We start from the raw sequence: 20,321 nt of genomic DNA on the forward strand, positions 1-20,321 counted from the left end.
CTAGGCGGTGGCGGCGACGGCATCGCCGGAGAACCAGCGCGCCACCGCGAGCAGGGCCCAGGTCACGCTGCCCAGCAGGATGGAGAGCGCGGCCGCCATGCCGAAGTTGGCGTAGTTGGTGAATTCGTTGTAGATCGTCAGCGGCAGCACGTCGAGCTGCGTGGCCAGCGTGAATGCCGTGCCGAACGCGCCCATGCTGGTCGCGAAGCAGATTGCGCCGCTGGAGAGCATCGCCGGCATCAGCGCGGGCAGCATCACGTCGCACACCACGCGCCACGGGCTCGCGCCGAGCGAGCGCGCCGCTTCCTCGAGCGAGGTGTCGAGCTTCTCCACCGCCGCCATCACGGTCAGGATCACGCGCGGAATCGAGAAGTACAGGTAGCCGACGAAGAGGCCGGCAAGCCCGTAGGCAAAGGCCCAGCGCTCGCCCGCGAGCCAGTCGCCGACCATCGCCGAAAGGCCGTTGCGTCCGCCGAGCATGATGACCATGAAGCCGATCACCACCCCGGGGAACGCCAGGGGGAACGTCAGCACGGCGACAAGCGCGGGCTTGCCCGGCACGGGGTTGCGCTGCAGAAACGTGCCGGCGATGCCGGCGATGACGAGCGTCGCCAGCGTGACGGCGCCGGACAGCAGCACCGTCACCATCAGGCTGTGCAGATAGCGGGGACTCGTCAGCACGGTCCAGTACACGCCCGCGCCTTGCGGCCCTTCGACGCTGACCGCGACAAGGCGCGCCATCGGCAGGCAGAAGAACGCAAGGAAGACGACCAGTGCCGGCAGTGCGAAGCCGAACAGGAGGAGATTTCGCTTTGTCATGGGATGGGCCTTGCCGTGGCGTCGTCCCCGCGCGAGCGGGGGGCGGGGACGACTGACCATTACCAGCGCGTGCTCAGCGCACTTCCTTCAGGTACTGCTCGCTGAATGCCTTCTGCACATCGGCCATGCGGCCGAAATCGACCGGCTTGGCACGCGCGTACTCGGAGGCCGGCAGGAAGCGTGCCTGGACCTCCTTCGAAACCGCGCTGCTGCGCACCGGGCGCAGGTAGGCATTGGCCCACAGCGCCTGGCCGGCGTCCGACAGCACGAAGTCCAGCACCTTGCGGCCCTCGGCCTCATGCGGGGCCTTGTTGACGAGGCTCATCACGTAGGGCACCACGACCGTACCTTCCTTCGGGATGACGAAGGCCACGTTGGCGTGGTCCTTGTAGCGGGCGCGGTACGCATTGAAGTCATAGTCGAGCAGGATGGGGATCTCGCCGGAGAGCACGCGCGCGTAGGCGGTCTGCTTCGGCACGATCGGCTGGTTCTTCTGCAGGTCCTTGAAGTACTTGAAGGCGGGGCCGAAGTTGTCGAACGTGCCGCCCAGCGCCTGGTTGACGGCGACCGCGCCGACGTAGCCGACGAACGCGCTGGCCGGGTCGAGATAGCCGATCAGGCCCTTGTACTCGGGCTTCTGCAGGTCGGCCCACGACTGTGGCACGGGCTTGCCGCGCAGCGCGTCCACGTTGACCATGAAGCCGAGCGTGCCCGAGTGGATCGCGAACCAGTTGCCCTGCGGGTCCTTCAGGCCATCGGGGATGTCGTTCCAGTGCGCTGGCTTGTACGGTGCGGTCACCCCGTCCTTCTTGGCCTGGATGCCGAAGGTCACGCCGTAGTAGACCACGTCGGCCACCGGGCTCGCCTTCTCCGCCACCAACTGCGCCAGCGACTGGCCGGAGTTCTTGTTGTCCAGCGGCACGGTAACGCCGGTCTTTTCCTTGATGGCGCGGATCTGCGCGGCCCAGTCGGCCCATTCGGGCGGGCAGTTGTAGCAGATGGCGGTCTGCGCGAAGGCTCCGTGGCTGAAGGCCGCGGCGGCGAACATCAGGGCGATCCGGCGCAGCGGGCGGCGCCAGGCGGAGAACGGTTGCATGTGAGGCTCCTTGGTTGGCAACTGTCGGTGGTGGAAAGCTGGGTTATGGGATACGCCGGATTCGTGCGGCAACGCGCGGGACATGCGCGGGAATGCCCGGATTCGCACGCGCCGGCGGCGCCGCGATGGTGCCGGTCACGCGCAGCGCGTGGGGCAGCAGCGTCACGCGCGCGGGCGCCGGCGCGCCGTCGGGCGTGGCCCGCAGCCGCGCCAGCAGATGGCGCACGGCCCGGGTGCCGATGTCGGTGTTGGGCTGCACCACGGTCGCGAGCGTCGGCTCGACCACGCTGCCGAGCGCGATGCCGTCGTAGCCGAGCACGGAGACGTCGGCCGGCACGCGCAGGCCGAGCCGGCCCAGGTCGGCGATCACGCCGATCGCCAGCAGGTCGTTGGTGCAAAAGAAGGCCGTGGGGGCGTCGTCAGCGTCCATCAGCGCGCGGATCTGCGCCGCATTGCTGGCGGTGTGCGACGGCAGGCAGAGTGCCGGGACCGGCTCCAGCCCGTGTTCGCGCATCGCGTCCTGGTAGCCCGCAAAGCGCTGGCGCGCGCGGTCCGAGGCAACAAAGGCGCCAGAGACCACGACGATGCGCCGGTGCCCAGCCGCGATCAGCGTCTCCACGCCCGCGCAGGCGCTGCCGCGGTTGTCCACGGAAACCGAATGCCGACGGCCGCGTGCGCTGGCCTGGTTGTACGCGAGCACATACGGCACGCCCTCGCCGTCGAGTTGGTCCAGCACCGCGCTGCGTGCCGCATCGGCCACGGTCAGCACCATGCCGTCGACGCGATGACGCAGCAGGTACTCCACGCGCTCGCGCTCGCGCGCCGGGTCGTAGCCGCTCGTCACCAGCATCAGCGAGTAGCCGGCGGCGAGCGCCGCCTCCTCGATCCCGCGCCAGCATTCCGCGAATACCGCGTTGTCCATCGTCGGCAGCATCACGCCGATCATCCGGGACTGCTGGGCGCGCAGCTTGCTGCCAAGCAGGTTCGGGCGAAAGCTCAGCTTGTGCGCCGCGTCGAGCACACGCTGTGCGGTGCTCTCCCGCACCATGCCGGGTGCGCTGAAAACGCGCGACGCGGTCGCCAGCGACACGCGCGCGGCCTGAGCCACGTCGAGCAGCGTCGCGCCGCCGCTGTCGGGCCTGGCTTCGGGCTTGGCGGGCTTGCCACCGGGGATGTGTTTTCGCGTCACGGCTACCTGATTCGAGCATTCCGGGCAGCCAGAGCGGCGGGGCCGGATGAAAACGTTTTCATTGAAGGCGGAAAAAATCGGGAGTCAAGACATTCCGTCGCTGCGCCGCGTCACGCGGTCAGCCGGGAAGGCTCGGCCCCCTGCTTCGCTGCGCATTGTCGATGGCCGGAATGACAGGGCGATGACAGCGGCGTGAGTCATCCTGCCTGCGGCCCTACGCTAACAATGCCCGCAACTGCCGCGCCATCGCCGGAACCACATCTCGGGCGCGCCTGGCCAGGTTGACTTGCTTGGTCGTGGATGCGGTTTCAATGAGTCCCCGCTCAATCTCATAGCCCTTTCCGCTCATCCACAAGAGAACCTCCATCATGTGCCAGAGGGAGCTGGTGCCTTCATGCGCTGGTGCCGGGAATGAATCCGGATTGGCAAGCATCAGCTTGCGCATGTTCTGGCGGGACATGCCAACGGCATCGGCGATATCGGTGAGTCCCACCAGATCGGGAGCGGCTTCGATCAGCGTGGCAGATGGCATTGCGCGCCTGGCATCGGCAAGGGCGCTCATGATGGCAGCGCTGGCGGATTCAGCTTCGCGGTCGAAGGCGAGCGCGATCCGGCCGGCCACGCCCGTTCCTACGATCGCGTCGTCACATCCGGCTTCATAGAGCCGCTCGACCAGCGTGTCGGGATCGCTGTCGTCCTGCGACAGTTGGTATCTGAGGGTGAATGCATACTCCATGGCTAGGTCCTCTTAAGCAGCTTAAGCGGTATTGCTTCCTCGTACCGATACGAGCAGTGGTCCACGATCCGCCTGACCCTGTCAGCGTGGTTGAACGGACTCTTCGGCGTGCTATAGATGCTGAAGACACAGAACTCGCCGCCGCGGCATCCCTTATCGTTGGGCTGGCAGTAGATGCGGCCCCATGCATGTCCGTTTCCCTTCGCCTTTTCGACGCGCCAGCCCTGCGACTCGGCGTACCTTAGCGCTTCTTCGACTTCCTTCTTCGGGTGTTTGGCACGGACGACCATCTATATCTCCGAGGCTAGATAAGCAATCGTAGGTTGTCAAGTGACAACCTAGAATTAAGCAAAATCCGGGTGCATCGGAAAAGTGTCGTGCCATGGAGGTAAGGCCGCGTTGAGACGACTCTGGAATCGGCGATTCGGCCGGCGAGTCGTCCTCGCCGCCGAGTTCCCTGTACCGAGCCTCCCGCCGGCTCCGTAGGCGAAGGTCCCTGGCATTCGGACACAGTCCTTACTCACAATAACGGGCAGACATACGGCAGTGACCGTACGCCTACCTCCAGCCTGCGCAACTACAAAGCATTCACGTGTCGCGAATCCAAGGTTTCACACGCAATCGCCAATTGCTCAGCTAGCGCGGTCGAAGCCGACGTCATTGGCAATCGCAGTTCATCAGACAGCCAGCCATGCCTGGCCAGCAGTGTCTTGATCGGACCTGGATTAGGTTCCGCAAACACGAGCCGAATCAGCGGCATCAGGGCATGGAAAAGATGGCGGGCAACGCTCAGGCGCTGGTCAGCCACCGCGCGCCACAACGCCGAGAAGAGATCAGGCCGAATGTGCGCTGATGCAACGATCGCGCCCTGGCCGCCCATGCACAGCGTGGCAAGCAGTTCGTGATCCTCTCCCGCGAGGACGGCCAGGCGGCCATCGGCGATTAGCGCCTGTGTGGTTTCAGCATTCCCGCCGCAGTCCTTGATACCCCGGATATTGCCGTGGTTCGCCAACGCAAGCAGCGTTTCAGCGCTCAGCGTCACACCGGTCCGGTAGGGAATGTCATACAGCACCAGTGGTGCGCGGGATCTGTCGGCCAGCTCGCGAAAATATGCCTTCAATCCTTCCTGCGACGGTCTGATGTAGTACGGCGCAGGCGCCAGGACCCCCGCCAGCGGACGTTCGCCAATCCTGTCCAGACGGCCCAGCACATGCCGGAGATTATTGCCGGCCAGGCCCATCATGACCGGCAACTCCCCCGCCTCGGCCAGCACGGTATCCAGCACCGCCAGCTGTTCCGCCTCATCGAGCGCGGCGGCTTCGCCGGTGCTGCCGCACACCACTAATCCCGCCAGGCCACTGCAGCGGTAATAAGCCACTAGCCGCCGCAGTGCGACGTAATCCACCTCATCGTTGCGAAAAGGGGTGACCAGGGGTAGCCAGATACCACGATAGAGATGTTCCACTTCTTGCATTGCATGCTCCGGATCGACCGATTCGGAAACCGCGCAGGCAAGCGACGGAGCAAGAGGCGCTCAAGACAGTAAGGGGGAAACTGGCAGACCGTCTTCTACACTGATGCTGTTCCGTCGCTCAACTGACGGAACAGCGCGCTCCGGTCAGGTGAGCGACTGTTTTTTGGATTTGGCGCGCGCGCCCCATTGCGGTTGGTTCGCAGTGAGGAGAGAGAGGGAGGCAGGGCAGCGGCTCATGATTGCGCCAATCTATCTGCTTCTCCGCAATCTCGTCAAGCGCGGCTTTGAAGGCGTTTCATTATCCAATACACGATCGTCGGACAAGACGATATTGCGCCATGGTCTGGCCCGCGCCACAGATTGAAGTTCGGACGCCGGAGCCAGCAAGAGATCGGGTGTCGCGGACCGGCGCCGCGCACGGTCGCGCGACACCAGTTGCTTCAGAGCAGTTTGCATGCCTCGTCGAAATCCAGGCGGGGGCTGCGCGGAAACAGCTTGGCAGGGTCGCCATAGCCCAGATTGCACAGGAGGTTCGATTTCACATGGCTGTCCGGGAAATATTCGAGCTGGAAGGCATTCTCCTTCGGGTCCGCGGGAAAGAATTCATGATCGACCTTGGCATTGTCAAAGCCGGACATCGGCCCGCAGTCGAGCCCCAGCGAGCGGGCCGCAATCATGAAGTACGCGCCCTGCAGGGAACTGTTCCGCCTCGCGGTGGTGAGCGCGAGTTCCGGCGTGTCGGTGAACCATGAGCGTGCGTCCGCATGCGGAAACAGCTTGGGTAGAAGCTCGTAGAACTTGATGTCATAGGCGATGATGGCCGTGACCGGCGCGGCCATGGTCTTTTCTGCGTTGCCCGGTGCCAGCGCGGGCAACAGGCGCTGCTTGGCCTCAGGGGTACGCAGGAACAGAATGCGCGCGGGACAGCAGTTGGCGCTGGTCGGCCCCCATTTCATCAGGTCATAGAGTTGCCGCAGGGTCTCGTCGCTCACGGGCTTGTTCAGCCACGCGCTGTGCGTGCGAGCCTCGCGAAAGATCAGATCCATGCCTTCTTCACTCAATCGCTTGTCCACGGTTGTCTCCTTGAAATGAGATGGAACCACGCGGCTGCCCGGCCGGATCGCCGCTTCTGTCCAGCATAGGTAACGCCGCGCGCCGCCGCGATGTCGCGCGGCCGGATTCTGCATAGATCCGAAGAACTTGCGGTATGCGCCGGCAAACGCAGGGCTCCGGTATCTGAAGCGCCACTCCGGGGAAAAAGGCGCCGCGACACCGTCAGTTGGCGATTGCCGGCCCTGATATGCAGGGCGATACTGGCGAACAGTTGGCGTCCCTGTGCCACGACAGACTGGGGGAGCAAATGGGCGAGAACGCAAAAGCACCAGGCGCCAGCTCCGCGCATGCTGGAACGTCGTTCGCGGAGCTACCGGGCCAGGTCGTGCTGGTACTGCAAGGCGGTGGCGCACTCGGCGCCTACCAGGTGGGCGTCTATCAGTCCCTGCATGAGGCGGGTCTCGAGCCGGAATGGGTGATCGGCACCTCGATCGGGGCGATCAACGGGGCCATCATCGCCGGCAATCCGCCTGAGCAGCGGCTCTCCCGGCTCAAGCAATTCTGGGACGGCGTTGCCTATCGAGGCACTGCCGAAGGGAGCGGCGGCTTTCGACAGATCGAGGACTGGCTGCGGGTGCTGTCGGTCACAACCCGGGGCATTCCCTCGTTCTTCACCCCGAGCCCCGATGCCTGGTGGCTGGGCGTACGCGCCACTGTCGGCCTCGCCAGGGCGGCGTTCTACTCGACTTCGCCGCTGCGCGCGACCCTGGCCAGGCTGGTCGACTTCGACTACCTGAATGCCGGGCAGACAAGGCTGACGGTCGGCACGGTCAGTGTCCGGAGCGGCCGCATGCGCTACTTCACCAACCGCGACACGCCGCTGAATATTGATCACGTGATGGCCTCGGCGGCGTTCCCTCCTGGCTTCCCTTCCGTACAGGTCGAGGGCGAGCCCTACTGGGACGGCGGCATCTATTCGAACACGCCGCTGGAAGCGATTCTCGATGACCGCCCGCGCCGCAGCTCGCTGATCTTCGCCGTGCAGCTTTGGCCCGCCAGCGGCCCGGAGCCCGATTCGATCTGGCAGGTAATGAGCCGGCTGCGGGATATCCAGTATTCCAGCCGGGCGGAATCCCATCTGGAGCGGCAGCGGCAGATCCACCGCCTGCGGCATGTGATCCGCGAACTGGGCAAGCACATCCCCGAAAGCGAACGCGTGCAGGCCGACGTGCAGGAACTGCTCGGCTGGGGATGCGGGACGACCATGCATGTAGTCGAGCTCGACGCGCCGCAACTCGACGGCAACGACATTCACCGCGATATCGACTTCTCCACTTGCGGGATCGAGCGCCGCTGGATGGCCGGGTACAAGGACACGCAACGCGCACTGGAGCGTGCCCCATGGCGCGAGCCGCTGGATCCGATAGAAGGGATTGCAGTGCATCGGGTCGGCACGGAGATGCCGGGTGGGTGCGGATGAAGCGCCTTCCCGGAGGGCTTAGCGCCTGAAGGAATCGGATTGAATCACGCAGCCACCATCCCCTGCCCGCCAAGCCGGAACACCGCCACCGCCTCGCGCAGCGCCCTCGCCTGCTCTGCCATCGACTGCGTAGCCGCCGATGCCTCTTCGACGAGCGCGGCATTCTGCTGGGTGACCTGATCGAGCTGACCAACGGCCATATTGACCTGTTCGATGCCGTTGCTCTGCTCGCCGGACGCCGCGGCCATTTCATTCACAAAGCGGGACACCTGCGCCATCGCGGCAGTCATCTCTTCGATGGTGCCGCCGGCGTTGCCGACCAGCGCATGGCCGGCTGCGACCCGCTCGACCGCCACTTCGATCAGCACCTTGATCTCGCGCGAGGCCACCGCGCTGCGCTGCGCGAGCGTGCGGACTTCATTCGCAACCACGGCGAAGCCGCGTCCCTGCTCGCCGGCGCGCGCCGCCTCGACGGCCGCGTTCAACGCCAGAAGATTGGTCTGGACGGCAATGCCTTCGATTACGCCAACGATGTCGGCCACCTTCGCCGAGCGGTCTGCGATCTCCTGCATGGTGGTGACGACGTCGCCCATCATGTCGGCGCTGCGCCGGGCGATGTCGCGGGCAACGGTGGTCTGGTGGGATGCCTGTTCGACATTCTCCGCGTTGGTGCGCACGGTAGCGGTCAGCTCGTCCATGCTGGCAGCGGTCTGCTCGAGCGAAGCGGCCTGCTGCTCGGTGCGGGCCGAGAGGTCGAAATTGCCGTTCGCGATCTGGCTGCTGGCCGCAGCCACCCCTTCCGCATTGCGGCGGACCAGGCCAACGACCTCGGACAGGCTGTGCTGCATGTCGTGCAGCGCGTGCATCAGCGCCGCGATCTCGTCCTTGCCGCGCGTGTCGATCCGTGTCGACAGGTCGCCCTTTGCCACGGTCTGGGCGACATTGAGCGCACGCGACAGCGGCCTGGTCAGCGTGCGGCTGAACAACATCGCGCCGGCCAGCCCGCAGACGAACGCCGCGAACATCAGGACGTAGCTGAGCGTGGCAGCGCGGCTCGCCGCTGCCGCCGTCTGCGCGGACACGGCCGCGGTATCCGCGGCGATCAGGCGCGCGGCTTCCTCCAGCAGGCGCGCTGGCTCCCGGTCGACGCCCGCGACAACCCGGTCGCCTGCGGTCGGGTCGAAATCGGCCGCCTTGAACGCCTCGAAACCGCGACGATACCCCGCGCCCATCGCTTCGTGCGCACGGTTGAACTGCGTGACCAGTTCCCTGGATTTACCCTCGGCAAGCCGCTTGCCCAGCAGCGCGCCACGTTCGCGGACTGCCTTCTCACGGGCGGCGAATGCGGACCAGTGCTTCTCCAGCCTGGCCGCATCGTGTCCGCGCAGAATCGTGTTCTTCCACTCCTGGACCTGCTCCTTGAAGTCGACGAGCATCGCGGTGACGAGGCGCTCTTCTTCGACTCGCTGCAGCACCACGTTGTTGTATTCGTCGATAGAGCTGTTCAGGGTGCTGAGGCCGTATAGCGCGCCGGCGAACATGACGAGGAGGGCTGCGGCGAAGGCTAGCGGGAGTTTGACTGCGATTTTCATTGCCGGGGTTTTTGATGTAGGGGCGGGATGCCGGGGGTACTGGCTGGGTACGGCAGGCGTCTTAACGGCATGGGGCGGCGTAAGTTGAGAAACTGCCCGTGGCATCACTTTGACGCTCCCCCCTTCCGGGCCACAAGTGCCGCGATGCAGTCGAAGCCGCACTCCCTCGTCACTCTGATGGGGTATCCGGCGCATGTGCCGCGTGATCCGTGGGGGGAGTTTGTACCGCTTTGTATCGCTCTGCGGCGATGACACTCACTCCGACAAATAGGGCTCGCGCGCTTTACAGGCGAGATACATCGGTTTCCTTTAATGCTTTCCAAGGCCGGGCGGCGAGTTGCAACGAAGCGGTCTCCGCCGGACCTCAAACCTACTTATTGCCAAAGGAATCGATCATGACTACCAACATCACCAAGCGCTTTGTTCTCGCTATCGCCCTGGTTGCCGCTGCCGCCGGTGCACAAGCCGCCGGCCTTTCGCACGTTGGCGCACGCGACCCGTTCACCGATGGTGCCCGTTCGGTCAGCGATGCACGTGACCCGTACACCGAAGGGGCCCGTTCGGTGCAGGAGCCGCGCAGCCCGTATGTCGACGGTGCGCGCAATGTGGATCCGTATTACGACGGCGCCCGCTTTGTGGCTGGGCTGGACCAGAAGTGGCCTTCGGACGCTCCTGCTCGCAATGTCGATCTCTATCTTGATGGTGCTCTGGCGTAACGCCTTGCTCCGTTCAGATGCGCGACAAGCGAGGGCGGCTGGCTACATACCTGCGCTCAGCCGCCGTCCAATGCTATATCGGCAGCCATATTCAGGGCACAGCAGGAGTGGGCGGCGACTCGGGGCATCGCCTTTGACGCACGCGGTTATGTCCCCGATTTGGACCTGAATCTGATGCGGCCACTCTCGCCAGCAACATTGGCAGCGTTTGCAAATGGCGACGGTGGCGAACTACTTGAGCGTGGGGACAAGCCAGCAAAGATGCGAGCCCTGCATTCGTCCTCCGCGCTGGCCGCGAACATCTTCGATTTCTGGACCGATTGCGCCGATGCCACGCCTTTGATGAAAGCGCTGGCGCTGCCCTCCTGCCCGACCGCAGCGCTATTCGAATCCAAACTGCCCACCGGGGTCGACAGCCACGCCAATCTGGATGTGTGCTTGCCACTGGCGAACGGCATCATGGCTGGCGTGGAGAGCAGGTTCACGGAATGGCTACGCGGCAAGGCAACGCAGTTGGGCGAGGCGTTCAGGCCGCCATACCTTGCAAAGGGACGCAGCCGTTGGGAGGAAGTCGGACTGCCCCGAGCGCAGTCCCTTGCGCAAGCCCTGCAAGCAGGGCGCGAAGCGTTTCGGCACATTGGCGCGCCGCAGTTGCTTAAGCATGCGCTTGCGCTCGCCCGTCAATACGACGACCGTTGGGTACTGCGGTATGTGTACTTCGATTGGCCGGGACCAAATGGGGAACGTCATCGGGACGGTCGCCTTCCACCGCTAGGCTGGCATTGCATCGCCGCTGTGCAGCGCAGCATTCACCCACCACAAAAGTCCACTTCAGGAAATAAGAATTGCCGCATTTAGCGGCGTCTCCCATCGTACGTGCAACGCACCTTTCGCTGGCGATTTCTCGCGTGCCGGCAAATCAAGATGGAGACAATGATGCTTGGATACAGGATTGCCAGCGTGTTGATGTCTGGCCTGCTTACAACAACGATGTTGGCATCGACCGCCCAGGCCGCGGACGCGTACCCGTCCAAGCCCATTACTCTGGTTGTTCCTTACTCCGCTGGCGGCCCCACCGATGTGGTCTCTCGTTCGCTCGCGGCTGCCATCACGCGCGAGCTTGGTCAAAGTGTCATCGTGGAGAACCGCGTCGGCGCCGGCGGCACGGTGGCGGCAGCGTACGTTGCCCGCGCCCAGCCCGACGGCTACACCATCCTGATTCACCACAACGGGATGGCAACGGCGCCCGCGCTTTACAAAAAGCTCTCCTACGATCCGCTCAAGGACTTCGAGTACATCGGGCAAGTCGCCGATGTACCGATGACGCTGATGGGCCGCAAAGACCTCCCCGCCTCAACGCTGCCGGAACTGATCCACTATGTTCGCCAGAACCGGGACAAAGTCTCGCTGGCAAACGCAGGCCTGGGCGCGGTATCGCAATTGTGTGGCCTGCTGTTTGAGGAGTCGGTGCAAACCAAGATGACGGCGGTTCCCTATCCCGGTGCCGGGCCCGCGCTTACCGCATTGCTGGGCGGGCAAGTCGACCTGCTGTGCGATCAGACGACTGCCACTCTGCCGCAGATCAAGGCCGGTCGCGTGAAGCTCTTCGGCGTCACCACGGCTCAACGGATTGCCGCGCTGCCCCAGGCCCCAACACTTCAGGAAGGCGGTCTCAAAGGCTTCGAGGTCAAGGTCTGGCACGGCATCTATGCGCCGAAAGGCACATCGCCGGCCATCACGAAGCGCATTACGGAGGCGCTGCAGAAGGGGCTGCGGGACCCGGCAGTAGTCGCCAAGCTGACCGAACTGGGTGCGCAGATCGTCCCGCTGGACAAACAGACCCCTCAGGGGCTGCAGCACTGGCTGAAGGCTGAGAGCGACAAATGGCAACCGCTGTTGCGCAACCTGAAAGTTGACGCCGACTGATTCCGAGCACGTGCAAACTGGCGGCCAGTCTCGGTGCGATGACTGGCCTCTTCGGCGGCACCGACAGCAGTATCAGAGGCCCCTACCCGGCTTCTCGTGACACCCCATTCACCGAAAGCAACTTCATCCGCGCGGCCTCGAATCTCGCACACTCCGCCTTGAGCCACTTTGAGAAAATGGTCGTGCGCCGATCCTCAGGATTACGAGAAAGCAGCATGTAGCGCGCCGGCGCGCGTACGTGCTTGCCGAAGACATTCACCAGCCGTCCGCTCCTGATCTCGTCATAGACCAGAGCCGTACGCCCCATTGCCACCCCCTGATGGTTCAACGCCGCGCTGATGGCAAGGCTCGAAAGATTGAACTGCGGCCCCTCCAGATGCGCAATCCATGCCGGGTGGAACGCCTCGATCCATGTGCGCCACTCCACGAACTCGGCTGCGCCGACCCATGGCGATGCGTCATGCAGCAACTCGACGCCGTCGAGCGAAGCGCCCTCAGATAACCCGGGATGCCGGGCGAGGTACTCGGGAGTGGCCACAGGAATCAGGTACTCATCCAGCAAAACGTCCGCGTGCAACTGGCAGTAGCGGACCGGGTCGTAACGCACTGCCACGTCAATGTCTTCCGCGTCCATCGCTTGCTTGTCCAGCGACTGGAACTCGGCTTTCAGGCGCACCGAAACATCCGGCTGCTCGCGGTGAAACTCGGTCAGGCGCGGCATCAGCCATTGCAGCGCAAACGACGGCAGGCAATTGACCTGCAAAGGCGCGTTTGGCAGGCCGAGTCGCTGGATGGTCTGCTGGATCTCATGCAGCGCGCGCGTGGTCGTCTCGAACAGCGCCTCGCCCTTTGGCGTCAGTTTCAAGTTGCGCGGCTGGCGCACGAAGAGCACATAACCGAGACGGTCTTCCAGATGGCGAATCTGCTGGCTCACCGCGCTTTGGGTGAGGTTCAGCGATTCGGCGGCCTTGGTGAAGCTCAACAGGCGCCCCGCAGCTTCAAAACACCGCAGCGCGCCGAGGACAGAGGAATCGAGCTGCATTCGTATTAGCCTGACTAATGCATGCGTTAGAAACGATCGCTATTTTTGCACGACTACAGAGTCTACGATCACGGCTCATAAGGGATTCCTTGGAGAAGGACGTAATGGCCACTCTACCGCTCACAGGCGATCTATTAGCAAGACTTCAATCGAGACAGCCGCTGCTTTGGCTGAATCCGAGGCTGGGGCAACCCCTGCCAGCTTCTGCCCCATCGACGGAAGGGATCGCATCGGCCGAGTCGCGTCTTGCGCGCTGTGCACCGCTCATGGCGACGCTGTTTCCCGAACTGGCGTCATGCCACGGGCAAGTTGAATCGCAACTGATGCCTGCCACCGCACTCCAGCATGCGATCGCCGGCAACGATGGCGCCGAGGGCGCCTGGTTCATCAAGCGGGACGACGAACTGCCGATTGCCGGTTCCATCAAGGCTCGTGGCGGCTTTCATGAAGTGCTGGCGATTGCCGAATCCATCGCGATCGAGCACGGTGTCCTCGACCTGGACGGTGATCGCCGCGTGCTGGCGACGGCGGCGGCGCGCGCGCTGTTCTCGCAATACTCGGTGACGGTCGGCAGCACCGGCAACCTTGGCCTGAGCATCGGCGTGATGGCGGCTGCTCTCGGGTTCGATGCGGTTGTGCATATGTCCGCCGACGCCAAGGCGTGGAAGAAGGACCGCCTGCGCAAACGCGGCGTACGCGTCGTGGAACATGAAGGCGACTACGCCGAAGCCGTGGCAGCGGGCCGGGAGCAGGCGCTGGCAGCGCCGCGCTGCCATTTTGTCGATGACGAGCGCTCCGCCATGCTCTTCTTCGGATACGCTGCCGCGGCACGCCACCTGGCGCGCCAACTGGCCGAAGCCGGCCGCGTCGTGGATGCCGCGCATCCGCTCTTCGTCTATCTGCCCTGCGGTGTCGGCGGCGCACCCGGTGGTATCACTTACGGGCTCAAGGCCCTGTTCGGCGAACATGTGCACTGCTTTTTCGCCGAGCCCGTGGCCTCGCCGTGCGTACTGGTGCAGTTGGCCTCAGGTGCGCAAGCTCCCGTATCCGTCTACGACATCGGCCTGGATAACCGGACCGACGCCGATGGCCTCGCCGTCGGCCAGGCATCCCATCTGATCAGCCCGTTGATGGCTTCCCAACTCGCCGGCGTGTTCACCGTCGCCGACGATCAGCTCTACGTTCAGTTGCTCGCGCTCAAGACGTCGATGGGCGTGGAAGTGGAGCCGTCAGCGGCCGCCGGCATCGGAGGCCCGGGCTGGCTGAGCGGCTCGCCGGAGGGCCAGGCGTATGTGCGCGATCACGGATTGAACATGCACGACGCCACGCATGTGATCTGGGCCACCGGCGGCTCGCTCGTTCCGCCCGAGGAGCTTCGGCGGTTCCAGGATTACGCCGCGACGTTGGCCGGCCATGTGTGTGGCGCGATGCAACAGGCAGCCTGACACCTACGCAAGAAGCTGCCTACCCCAAAGTCGCCCTACGCTTCACCCCGTTTCAGGCGTTTGACCTGCGGCGAAACCACTGTCATTACCCAGTGCTGCACCGAAGATATCTTGGCTTATCGGATCGACGCCCTGCGACTCGGCCTGCAGCCGTGGATGCCGTTCGGGACGATCGAAGCGGTGTCCGCATCAAAGTAGATGCCATCGTACCTTTCGCCGGAGTAGAGAAACATGTAGATCAGCTTGCGCCTGAACTGCCCGCTCAGGCGGACGACGGGGCTAGCGCAGTCATTGCGTGAGGCGGTGCCTGGTTCTACGTACTCGAGCAACGGCTTGTCAGAGTCCTTGTATAGAACAACGACATCCCAGCCAATGAACCGCGTCGGGGTATCGCTCTCGTTATCGGACGTTCTGGCTTGCATCTGGCCGCCCCCTCCACCTGCCTTTAGCACCCGGTACTGTACGTAGCAGTCCCCGCAGGCATACTGCATGTACATGACATCAATCGTTACGTTCTCGTCCGACAGGCGAAAAGGGTATAGGAAGATGATCAAGATTCCGGTTGCCACGAGCGCCGCCGGGACAACCACATGACCGGCAAACTTTCGAAGATCAGATTTCATGTTCTCAGCACGCTATTGTCCAAGTTCTGGCGTACAACTGGTCCGAACACCTTGAAGCAATTTCCGCGACCAATTTGGAAGTCTCCCGATTGATTCCGTACCCAACGCCTTGTTCCATATCTCCGGTGGCGACTTGCCATGCTCAACGGAGCCGGATATGGCCTCAATCGGAATCAAGATTCTTCATCTAGCAAGCTCTACAGACCTTTGCGTCAGGTCAAGCTCACAAAGCGCATCCTCAAGCGCCGAGGTCTCGTTATGGTGACCCGGACCTATCTGATCAGAGGCGACATCGCCAGCAACGGAGCTGTCATTGTGGGCGGCAGTGACTCCTTCTTTTGGCACAACGAGCCTGTTGCCCGGGAAGGCGACGCCGTCTACTGCCCTGCTTGCAAGCAAGAAGCCTTCATTGTCTGTGTCGGGCCACGCCTGCTTTTCACGGACCTGGGCAAGCAAGTCGCACTCAGCGGTGACGTCTGTACCTGCGGCTGCCAGCCGCCACCGATCTTCCATGCCTCCCGGGCGTTCACCATGACCATGACTGCTGGTGATGCTGCGGAACGCCGTGCTGTCGTGCGCGGCGGCTTTGCAGCAACCGTGCAATCGCTGCATTCACACGGAGCCGCCAGTCATGATCAACGCATCCAGTTGCTGGACGAAATCAGCGGCCAACCCTTGATGAACTGGCGGTATCGCGTGACTGGCGAGAACGGTCAGCATGAGGGTCGTACCGACAGCGAAGGTTTCACCACGCGAGTGTTCGCCGATCGCGCGATGACGGTTCGGCTTGAGGTCTTTGGGGAGGAGAGATAGTCATGCAACCACTCAAGACAATCAACGTCCGGTTGACCCCGGTCTCGGATACGGAGCCCGTCAAGGTTTATTTGCTGCGGCCGCGGGGAACCTTGTATTGGGGTGGTGCTGGGCTGGATGGTGGCTACATCCCCCTCACCGCAAAGGCGTTCCAGGCGTCAGGCATACGATCGTTCAATGTGGGCCTGACCAACACGGCAACACGGACGGTCCTCGGCGAGCGTGGAATGTTGGTCGACGCCATTCGTGCCGGACTCACGATCCGTTATGAGGACAATGCGGAATGGGTCATCACCTCTGGCATGTCAGCCGACGCGGCGCAGTTCAATCTGATCGGGTACTCCTATGGGTCGTTGCTTGCAGCGCAGACCGCAAACTACTACGCCAAGCAGGGGCATACTGTTGACCATCTGGTACTGATCGGCTCGCCGATCGATGGGACATTCCTGGATAAGCTGCGGAAGCTTCCTCACATTCGCAAAGTCATTGTGATCGACTTGACTGAACACAGAGACCCGATTTACGCGGGCATGTCGCAAGCCGCGCTGATTGCGGCAGCACCAACACTTGCGAGCCAGATGTCCGCCGGGACTGGTGAAGGCCATTTCTACTATGCACACGTGGTGCCCGATTTGCCGCGTCGGCTGCAGAAGCTGGCGGATCGAGTCGCAGCTGATGGAGTGAGGTAATGGTTCTGCGTTGGTTGTTCCTGTTGCCCTCGGTACTGCTGCCCGGTTCCCTGATCGGGCTAAGCCTCTTTCACGTCATGGCCTCCCCAACGCGCGATGATATGTTTGTTGGCTATGCGGGGGTTGTATCAGCGGCGGTGCTTCTGGTTGACCTTGGTCTCGCGATGGTTTGGCTTGGGGCGTTGGGATACTTGCTCTGGGCCAGCCCGATCCAGCGCGGAGCATTGCTGACGGTCGCCGGGACGACCGTCTTAGCCTTTGTTGCCTGCTATGCCTTGGACACCTGGGTGATTCGAGTAATGTTCTCAGCGGCCGCGGCGTGATGCTGTATTGGATTAAGCCAAAGTGTTGTTCTACCTGGCTCCAAAGGGTATTCGGATTCCTCCTCTCCGATATCAGACGTATTGCGGAGCCTACTATTAGGAATCGATTTGCCATTATCATGACGTCACCCTTCGTCACTCGATGAGCGAACAGATGAGCGCACCTCCCCTCGTTGCCGAATCTCGTGTTGCCGTACTTGTCGACTGCGATAACACGACGCCGGACATACTGGACTACGCCCTTCGCGTTGTGGCCCAGTTTGGACGCGTGGTGCTCCGGCGCGGCTATGGCAATCAAAGCACGCTCGGAAAGACGTGGCAAGAAGCGCTGGTTCGGCAGGCCTTTACGCCCTGCCTTCAGTATCAATACGCGGCGGGAAAGAACACCGCCGACATTGCGCTTGCGCTGGATGCGCTGGAAGCCATGTTCGATCACCGGGCTGACAAGTTCTGCCTGGTAACCAGCGACTCTGATTTTGCCTATCTCTGCCGTAAGCTCCGAGAGCGTGGCGCGACGGTTTGCATCGTTGGAGAAGCTAAGACGCCGGAAGCGCTGCGCAATGCCAGCGACCAGTTCTTCGAGTGGACACCGGCCCCCGCAGCGATTCCCGAGACGGTCGGGGGTGCTTCCGTCCAGACGAAGCCAGCTCCGCCAAAGCAGCCTCAAGTCAAACGACGGCCCAGGTTCGTGGTCGAAGCCATCAGCTTGCTTGCCGCCAACACCTCCGAGGGCCGCGTGCATCTCGGTGCTCTGGGCCAGTATCTCAAGCGTACCGACCCCAGCTTCTCGCCCGCCAGCTATGGACATTCGGGCCTGGTGGACATGCTGAAGACCTATGACCTTCTCGCCCTGAAGAGAGAGACCGGCGGTCATTACACCGTAGGACTGGCCGAAATGGGATTGAGCGACACGAACGCCGCTGCCGCGCCTGCGTTGGCAGCCGGCAACTAGCCAGAAAGCCTCCCCGCTATCTCCCGACGCCAGTATCCCCTGCGGAAATGCTGGCGCACTGGAAAATTCAAATCGGCTTGTCGAACGTAGGTTCTACGGGAAGGGTTATGAAGGTGGCGCCTCCTGATCCGCCGCTGGGAATTGGTCTGCTGCAGGCTTCACGTGTCGGGATGGCAGAGCGCCATGCGCTTGTCTCCAGCGCCCAGATCGCCCTAAGCTTTGATCCAAAGAAGGTCAATCGCTGATCGCGCGCAACACCTACCTCCCGGAGGCATTCCCGTGACTTCAGACCAATTGCCCGTCCGTCTGGCCGTTGCCGGACTCATCCACGAGACCAACACGTACGCCGCCGAATTCGCGGGCATGACGCCGCTGCGCGCGTTCGAGCAGTATCGGGGCGACGAAATCCTGGCGGCGTTCGACAAATCGAATCATCAGGTGGGCGGCTTTATCGAAGGCGCGCGCAGGACCGGCGCCACGCTCATTCCCACCTATGTCGGGCAGGCGACGCCCTCGGGCACGATCGAAGCCGGCGCGTATGCCGCCATGAAGCAAGACATCCTCGAAGGCATTCGCGCTGCGCTGCCGGCTGACGGCGTGCTGCTGGCCCTGCATGGCGCCGGTGTCGCCGACGGCACTGAAGACGTCGAAGGCGATCTGGCGCTTGCCGTTCGTGCGCTGGTCGGGCCGGGTGTCCCGATTGCCGCGGTCTACGATTTGCACGGCAACATGACGGACGCGATGCGCGACGCTTGCGACCTGACGTTGCCGTGCAAGCTGTATCCGCATACCGACTTCCATGACCGGGGCGTCGAAGCCGTCGCGCTGCTGCTTGAGATGATTCGGGGCGGGCTCACACCGGTCACCGCAATGCGACGCCTGCCGATGCTGCCGTACATCGTGACGACACAAGACGGGTTCATCCCGGCGGAAGTCAACGACGTTTGCCGGAAGCTGGCCGCACAGCCCGGCGTCATCGACTGCTCGTGGTTCCACGGCTTCCCCTACGCGGATATCGCGGCCCCCTGCCCGGCGGTCGTGTGCACCACAACCGGAGACGCCGCGCTTGCGCAGCGTTGCGTCGACGAAGTCGCGCAATGGATCTGGTCGCATCGCGAGGCGTTCCGTCCGACGTTTCCGACCCCCGCACAGGGCGTCGCCCTTGCCCTGTCGGCGGCAGAGGGGCCTGTCGTTGTCAACGAGTACGCAGACAACCCGGGCGGCGGCACACCCGGAGACGGCACGCATCTGCTTCGCGCGTTACTGGACGCCAATCCGCCCGCCGGCACGTGCTGTTTCGCGTCGATCAACGATGCTGCCGTGGTTGCACAAGCACAGCATGCAGGCGTCGGGGCCACGATCAGGGTCTCACTGGGCGGCAAGCAAGGCCGCTTCCAGGGCGCGTCGATCGAGGCCGATGCCTATGTGAAATGCATTACGGACGGTCGTTTCGTGAATCGCCCTGGGGCGATGTTTGAAGGGGTTCGCTTTGACCTGGGGGTGATGTGTCGCCTCATCATCAACGGTGTCGATGTCATCGTGGCTTCGCGTGCCGAGCAGATCTTTGATGTCGAGCCGTTTGTGCTGCATGGGCTGGATGTCACCGGGTACAAGCTGGTTGCGATCAAGGGCGCTAACCACTTCCGCGCCGGATATCGGTCCGTGGCGACAGTGAAGGCTTGAGTACGGCTGCGATTGCGTCGTTTCCGCGTGAAAGGCTGGTCGGAGAGTTTTGGCCTTTGTCGGACGAGGTGCAGCTTGATGGCGGTGACGAAGTCTCATGACGGCGGCGGACCGGACGAAAGGGCACAGATCTATCCCTTGAGCTTGAAATAGATCCGCCCGCTTCCTCTGCCCTCGCGGGTTGCGGTACCGCAATGCAGAGTTGTCTCATTGGCGGCAGTATCCGCAATCCTTAGCCTAGCTGTCGGTGCTGAACACACCCCCGCAGCGTTGCCACGTCCGACAGTCGTGGCGTGTCTTCCATAGCTTTCTGCTAAGGCCGGGCAGCGCGCATCGATACAAGACCCGAAAGGGGAAACATGCGGGCCGATCTGCGGGCGGTGTTCAAGTGCCCGGCCGCCCAGTTTGCACGGGCGATTCCAAGTTTCGAATCAGGAGTTCGCTATGGGGAAGATATCTTCCACTGCGCACGTGCGCATATTCACGACTAGCTACAGGCATTTCCGGGTCAAGGCAGCCGAGGGCAACCGCTATTCTGGAATGCGATGCGTTCCATGGATCCGGTTAGGTGGAGTATGGTTGGAACGGGCCGGCTTCAAGATCGGGCAAGCGCTCAAAGTGGAGGTACGGAATAAGGTTGTCGTAATTTCTTCGGAATAGCCACAGCCAG

At 63.0% G+C, this 20,321-nt stretch carries 21 protein-coding genes; 11 read left to right on the top strand and 10 right to left on the bottom strand.

Features of this window, described 5'->3' with window-relative positions:
- The 6 genes from CupriaWKF_RS14505 to dapA form a co-directional block, all read right to left on the bottom strand.
- The gene (locus CupriaWKF_RS14505; protein WP_276098548.1) at positions 1-819 is read right to left on the bottom strand and encodes an ABC transporter permease; all 819 of its coding nucleotides are present in this window, start codon (positions 817-819) and stop codon (positions 1-3) included.
- Between the two features lie 73 nt (positions 820-892).
- Entirely contained in the window at positions 893-1,915 is a 1,023-nt protein-coding gene (locus tag CupriaWKF_RS14510) for an ABC transporter substrate-binding protein (RefSeq protein ID WP_276098550.1), read from the bottom strand.
- Between the two features lie 43 nt (positions 1,916-1,958).
- Entirely contained in the window at positions 1,959-3,089 is a 1,131-nt protein-coding gene (locus CupriaWKF_RS14515) for a substrate-binding domain-containing protein (protein ID WP_276100813.1), read from the bottom strand.
- Positions 3,090-3,318: 229 nt separating this feature from the next.
- Complete coding sequence (locus tag CupriaWKF_RS14520) at positions 3,319-3,840, bottom strand: DNA-binding protein (RefSeq protein ID WP_276098551.1); 522 nt, start codon at positions 3,838-3,840, stop codon at positions 3,319-3,321.
- Positions 3,841-3,842: 2 nt separating this feature from the next.
- Positions 3,843-4,130 (bottom strand): hypothetical protein, encoded by a 288-nt coding sequence (locus tag CupriaWKF_RS14525; protein WP_276098552.1) that lies wholly within the window; start codon positions 4,128-4,130, stop codon positions 3,843-3,845.
- A gap of 287 nt (positions 4,131-4,417) precedes the next feature.
- The gene (dapA, locus tag CupriaWKF_RS14530) at positions 4,418-5,314 is read right to left on the bottom strand and encodes a 4-hydroxy-tetrahydrodipicolinate synthase (RefSeq protein WP_276098553.1); all 897 of its coding nucleotides are present in this window, start codon (positions 5,312-5,314) and stop codon (positions 4,418-4,420) included.
- A gap of 235 nt (positions 5,315-5,549) precedes the next feature.
- On the opposite strand from dapA, the gene CupriaWKF_RS14535 reads away from it, so the two are divergent.
- On the top strand, positions 5,550-5,678 hold the full coding sequence (locus tag CupriaWKF_RS14535; RefSeq protein ID WP_276098554.1) for a hypothetical protein: 129 nt from the start codon (positions 5,550-5,552) through the stop codon (positions 5,676-5,678).
- Positions 5,679-5,754: 76 nt separating this feature from the next.
- On the opposite strand, the gene CupriaWKF_RS14540 is transcribed toward CupriaWKF_RS14535, so the two are convergent.
- Positions 5,755-6,360 (bottom strand): malonic semialdehyde reductase, encoded by a 606-nt coding sequence (locus CupriaWKF_RS14540; protein WP_276100814.1) that lies wholly within the window; start codon positions 6,358-6,360, stop codon positions 5,755-5,757.
- A 314-nt stretch (positions 6,361-6,674) separates the two neighbouring features.
- Here CupriaWKF_RS14540 and CupriaWKF_RS14545 point away from each other — a divergent pair, with 314 nt between their 5' ends.
- Positions 6,675-7,847: a patatin-like phospholipase family protein gene (locus tag CupriaWKF_RS14545; protein ID WP_276098555.1), complete on the top strand. Its 1,173-nt coding sequence runs from the start codon at positions 6,675-6,677 to the stop codon at positions 7,845-7,847.
- Between the two features lie 44 nt (positions 7,848-7,891).
- Here the strand turns inward: CupriaWKF_RS14545 and CupriaWKF_RS14550 are convergent, their stop codons facing one another.
- Complete coding sequence (locus CupriaWKF_RS14550; RefSeq protein ID WP_276100815.1) at positions 7,892-9,439, bottom strand: methyl-accepting chemotaxis protein; 1,548 nt, start codon at positions 9,437-9,439, stop codon at positions 7,892-7,894.
- A 395-nt stretch (positions 9,440-9,834) separates the two neighbouring features.
- Between CupriaWKF_RS14550 and CupriaWKF_RS14555 the strand changes: the two genes are divergently transcribed.
- The 3 genes from CupriaWKF_RS14555 to CupriaWKF_RS14565 all read left to right on the top strand — a co-directional run bounded on the left by CupriaWKF_RS14555 (position 9,835) and on the right by CupriaWKF_RS14565 (position 12,081).
- Entirely contained in the window at positions 9,835-10,155 is a 321-nt protein-coding gene (locus CupriaWKF_RS14555; RefSeq protein ID WP_276098556.1) for a hydroxyquinol 1,2-dioxygenase, read from the top strand.
- Between the two features lie 159 nt (positions 10,156-10,314).
- Complete coding sequence (locus tag CupriaWKF_RS14560; RefSeq protein WP_276098557.1) at positions 10,315-11,013, top strand: hypothetical protein; 699 nt, start codon at positions 10,315-10,317, stop codon at positions 11,011-11,013.
- Positions 11,014-11,121: 108 nt separating this feature from the next.
- A complete protein-coding gene (locus tag CupriaWKF_RS14565; RefSeq protein WP_276100817.1) occupies positions 11,122-12,081 on the top strand; it encodes a tripartite tricarboxylate transporter substrate-binding protein in 960 nt (319 codons plus the stop codon).
- 82 nt (positions 12,082-12,163) lie between these two features.
- Here the strand turns inward: CupriaWKF_RS14565 and CupriaWKF_RS14570 are convergent, their stop codons facing one another.
- Positions 12,164-13,123 (bottom strand): LysR family transcriptional regulator, encoded by a 960-nt coding sequence (locus CupriaWKF_RS14570; RefSeq protein ID WP_276098558.1) that lies wholly within the window; start codon positions 13,121-13,123, stop codon positions 12,164-12,166.
- Positions 13,124-13,227: 104 nt separating this feature from the next.
- Here CupriaWKF_RS14570 and CupriaWKF_RS14575 point away from each other — a divergent pair, with 104 nt between their 5' ends.
- Complete coding sequence (locus tag CupriaWKF_RS14575; protein ID WP_276098559.1) at positions 13,228-14,568, top strand: D-serine ammonia-lyase; 1,341 nt, start codon at positions 13,228-13,230, stop codon at positions 14,566-14,568.
- A gap of 116 nt (positions 14,569-14,684) precedes the next feature.
- On the opposite strand, the gene CupriaWKF_RS14580 is transcribed toward CupriaWKF_RS14575, so the two are convergent.
- On the bottom strand, positions 14,685-15,191 hold the full coding sequence (locus CupriaWKF_RS14580) for a hypothetical protein (protein WP_276098560.1): 507 nt from the start codon (positions 15,189-15,191) through the stop codon (positions 14,685-14,687).
- A 138-nt stretch (positions 15,192-15,329) separates the two neighbouring features.
- Between CupriaWKF_RS14580 and CupriaWKF_RS14585 the strand changes: the two genes are divergently transcribed.
- From CupriaWKF_RS14585 to CupriaWKF_RS14605, 5 genes are all read left to right on the top strand, one after another.
- A complete protein-coding gene (locus CupriaWKF_RS14585) occupies positions 15,330-16,004 on the top strand; it encodes a PAAR domain-containing protein (protein WP_276098561.1) in 675 nt (224 codons plus the stop codon).
- A 2-nt stretch (positions 16,005-16,006) separates the two neighbouring features.
- On the top strand, positions 16,007-16,693 hold the full coding sequence (locus CupriaWKF_RS14590; RefSeq protein ID WP_276098562.1) for a thioesterase domain-containing protein: 687 nt from the start codon (positions 16,007-16,009) through the stop codon (positions 16,691-16,693).
- Complete coding sequence (locus CupriaWKF_RS14595; RefSeq protein WP_276098563.1) at positions 16,693-17,016, top strand: hypothetical protein; 324 nt, start codon at positions 16,693-16,695, stop codon at positions 17,014-17,016. Before CupriaWKF_RS14590 ends, CupriaWKF_RS14595 begins: the two co-directional genes overlap by 1 nt.
- A 154-nt stretch (positions 17,017-17,170) precedes the next feature.
- Complete coding sequence (locus CupriaWKF_RS14600) at positions 17,171-17,968, top strand: NYN domain-containing protein (protein ID WP_276098564.1); 798 nt, start codon at positions 17,171-17,173, stop codon at positions 17,966-17,968.
- Between the two features lie 279 nt (positions 17,969-18,247).
- Positions 18,248-19,651: a M81 family metallopeptidase gene (locus tag CupriaWKF_RS14605; protein WP_276098565.1), complete on the top strand. Its 1,404-nt coding sequence runs from the start codon at positions 18,248-18,250 to the stop codon at positions 19,649-19,651.
- Positions 19,652-20,321: the final 670 nt, after the last annotated feature.

It is taken from the genome of Cupriavidus sp. WKF15 (genome assembly GCF_029278605.1).
Lineage (GTDB): Bacteria > Pseudomonadota > Gammaproteobacteria > Burkholderiales > Burkholderiaceae > Cupriavidus.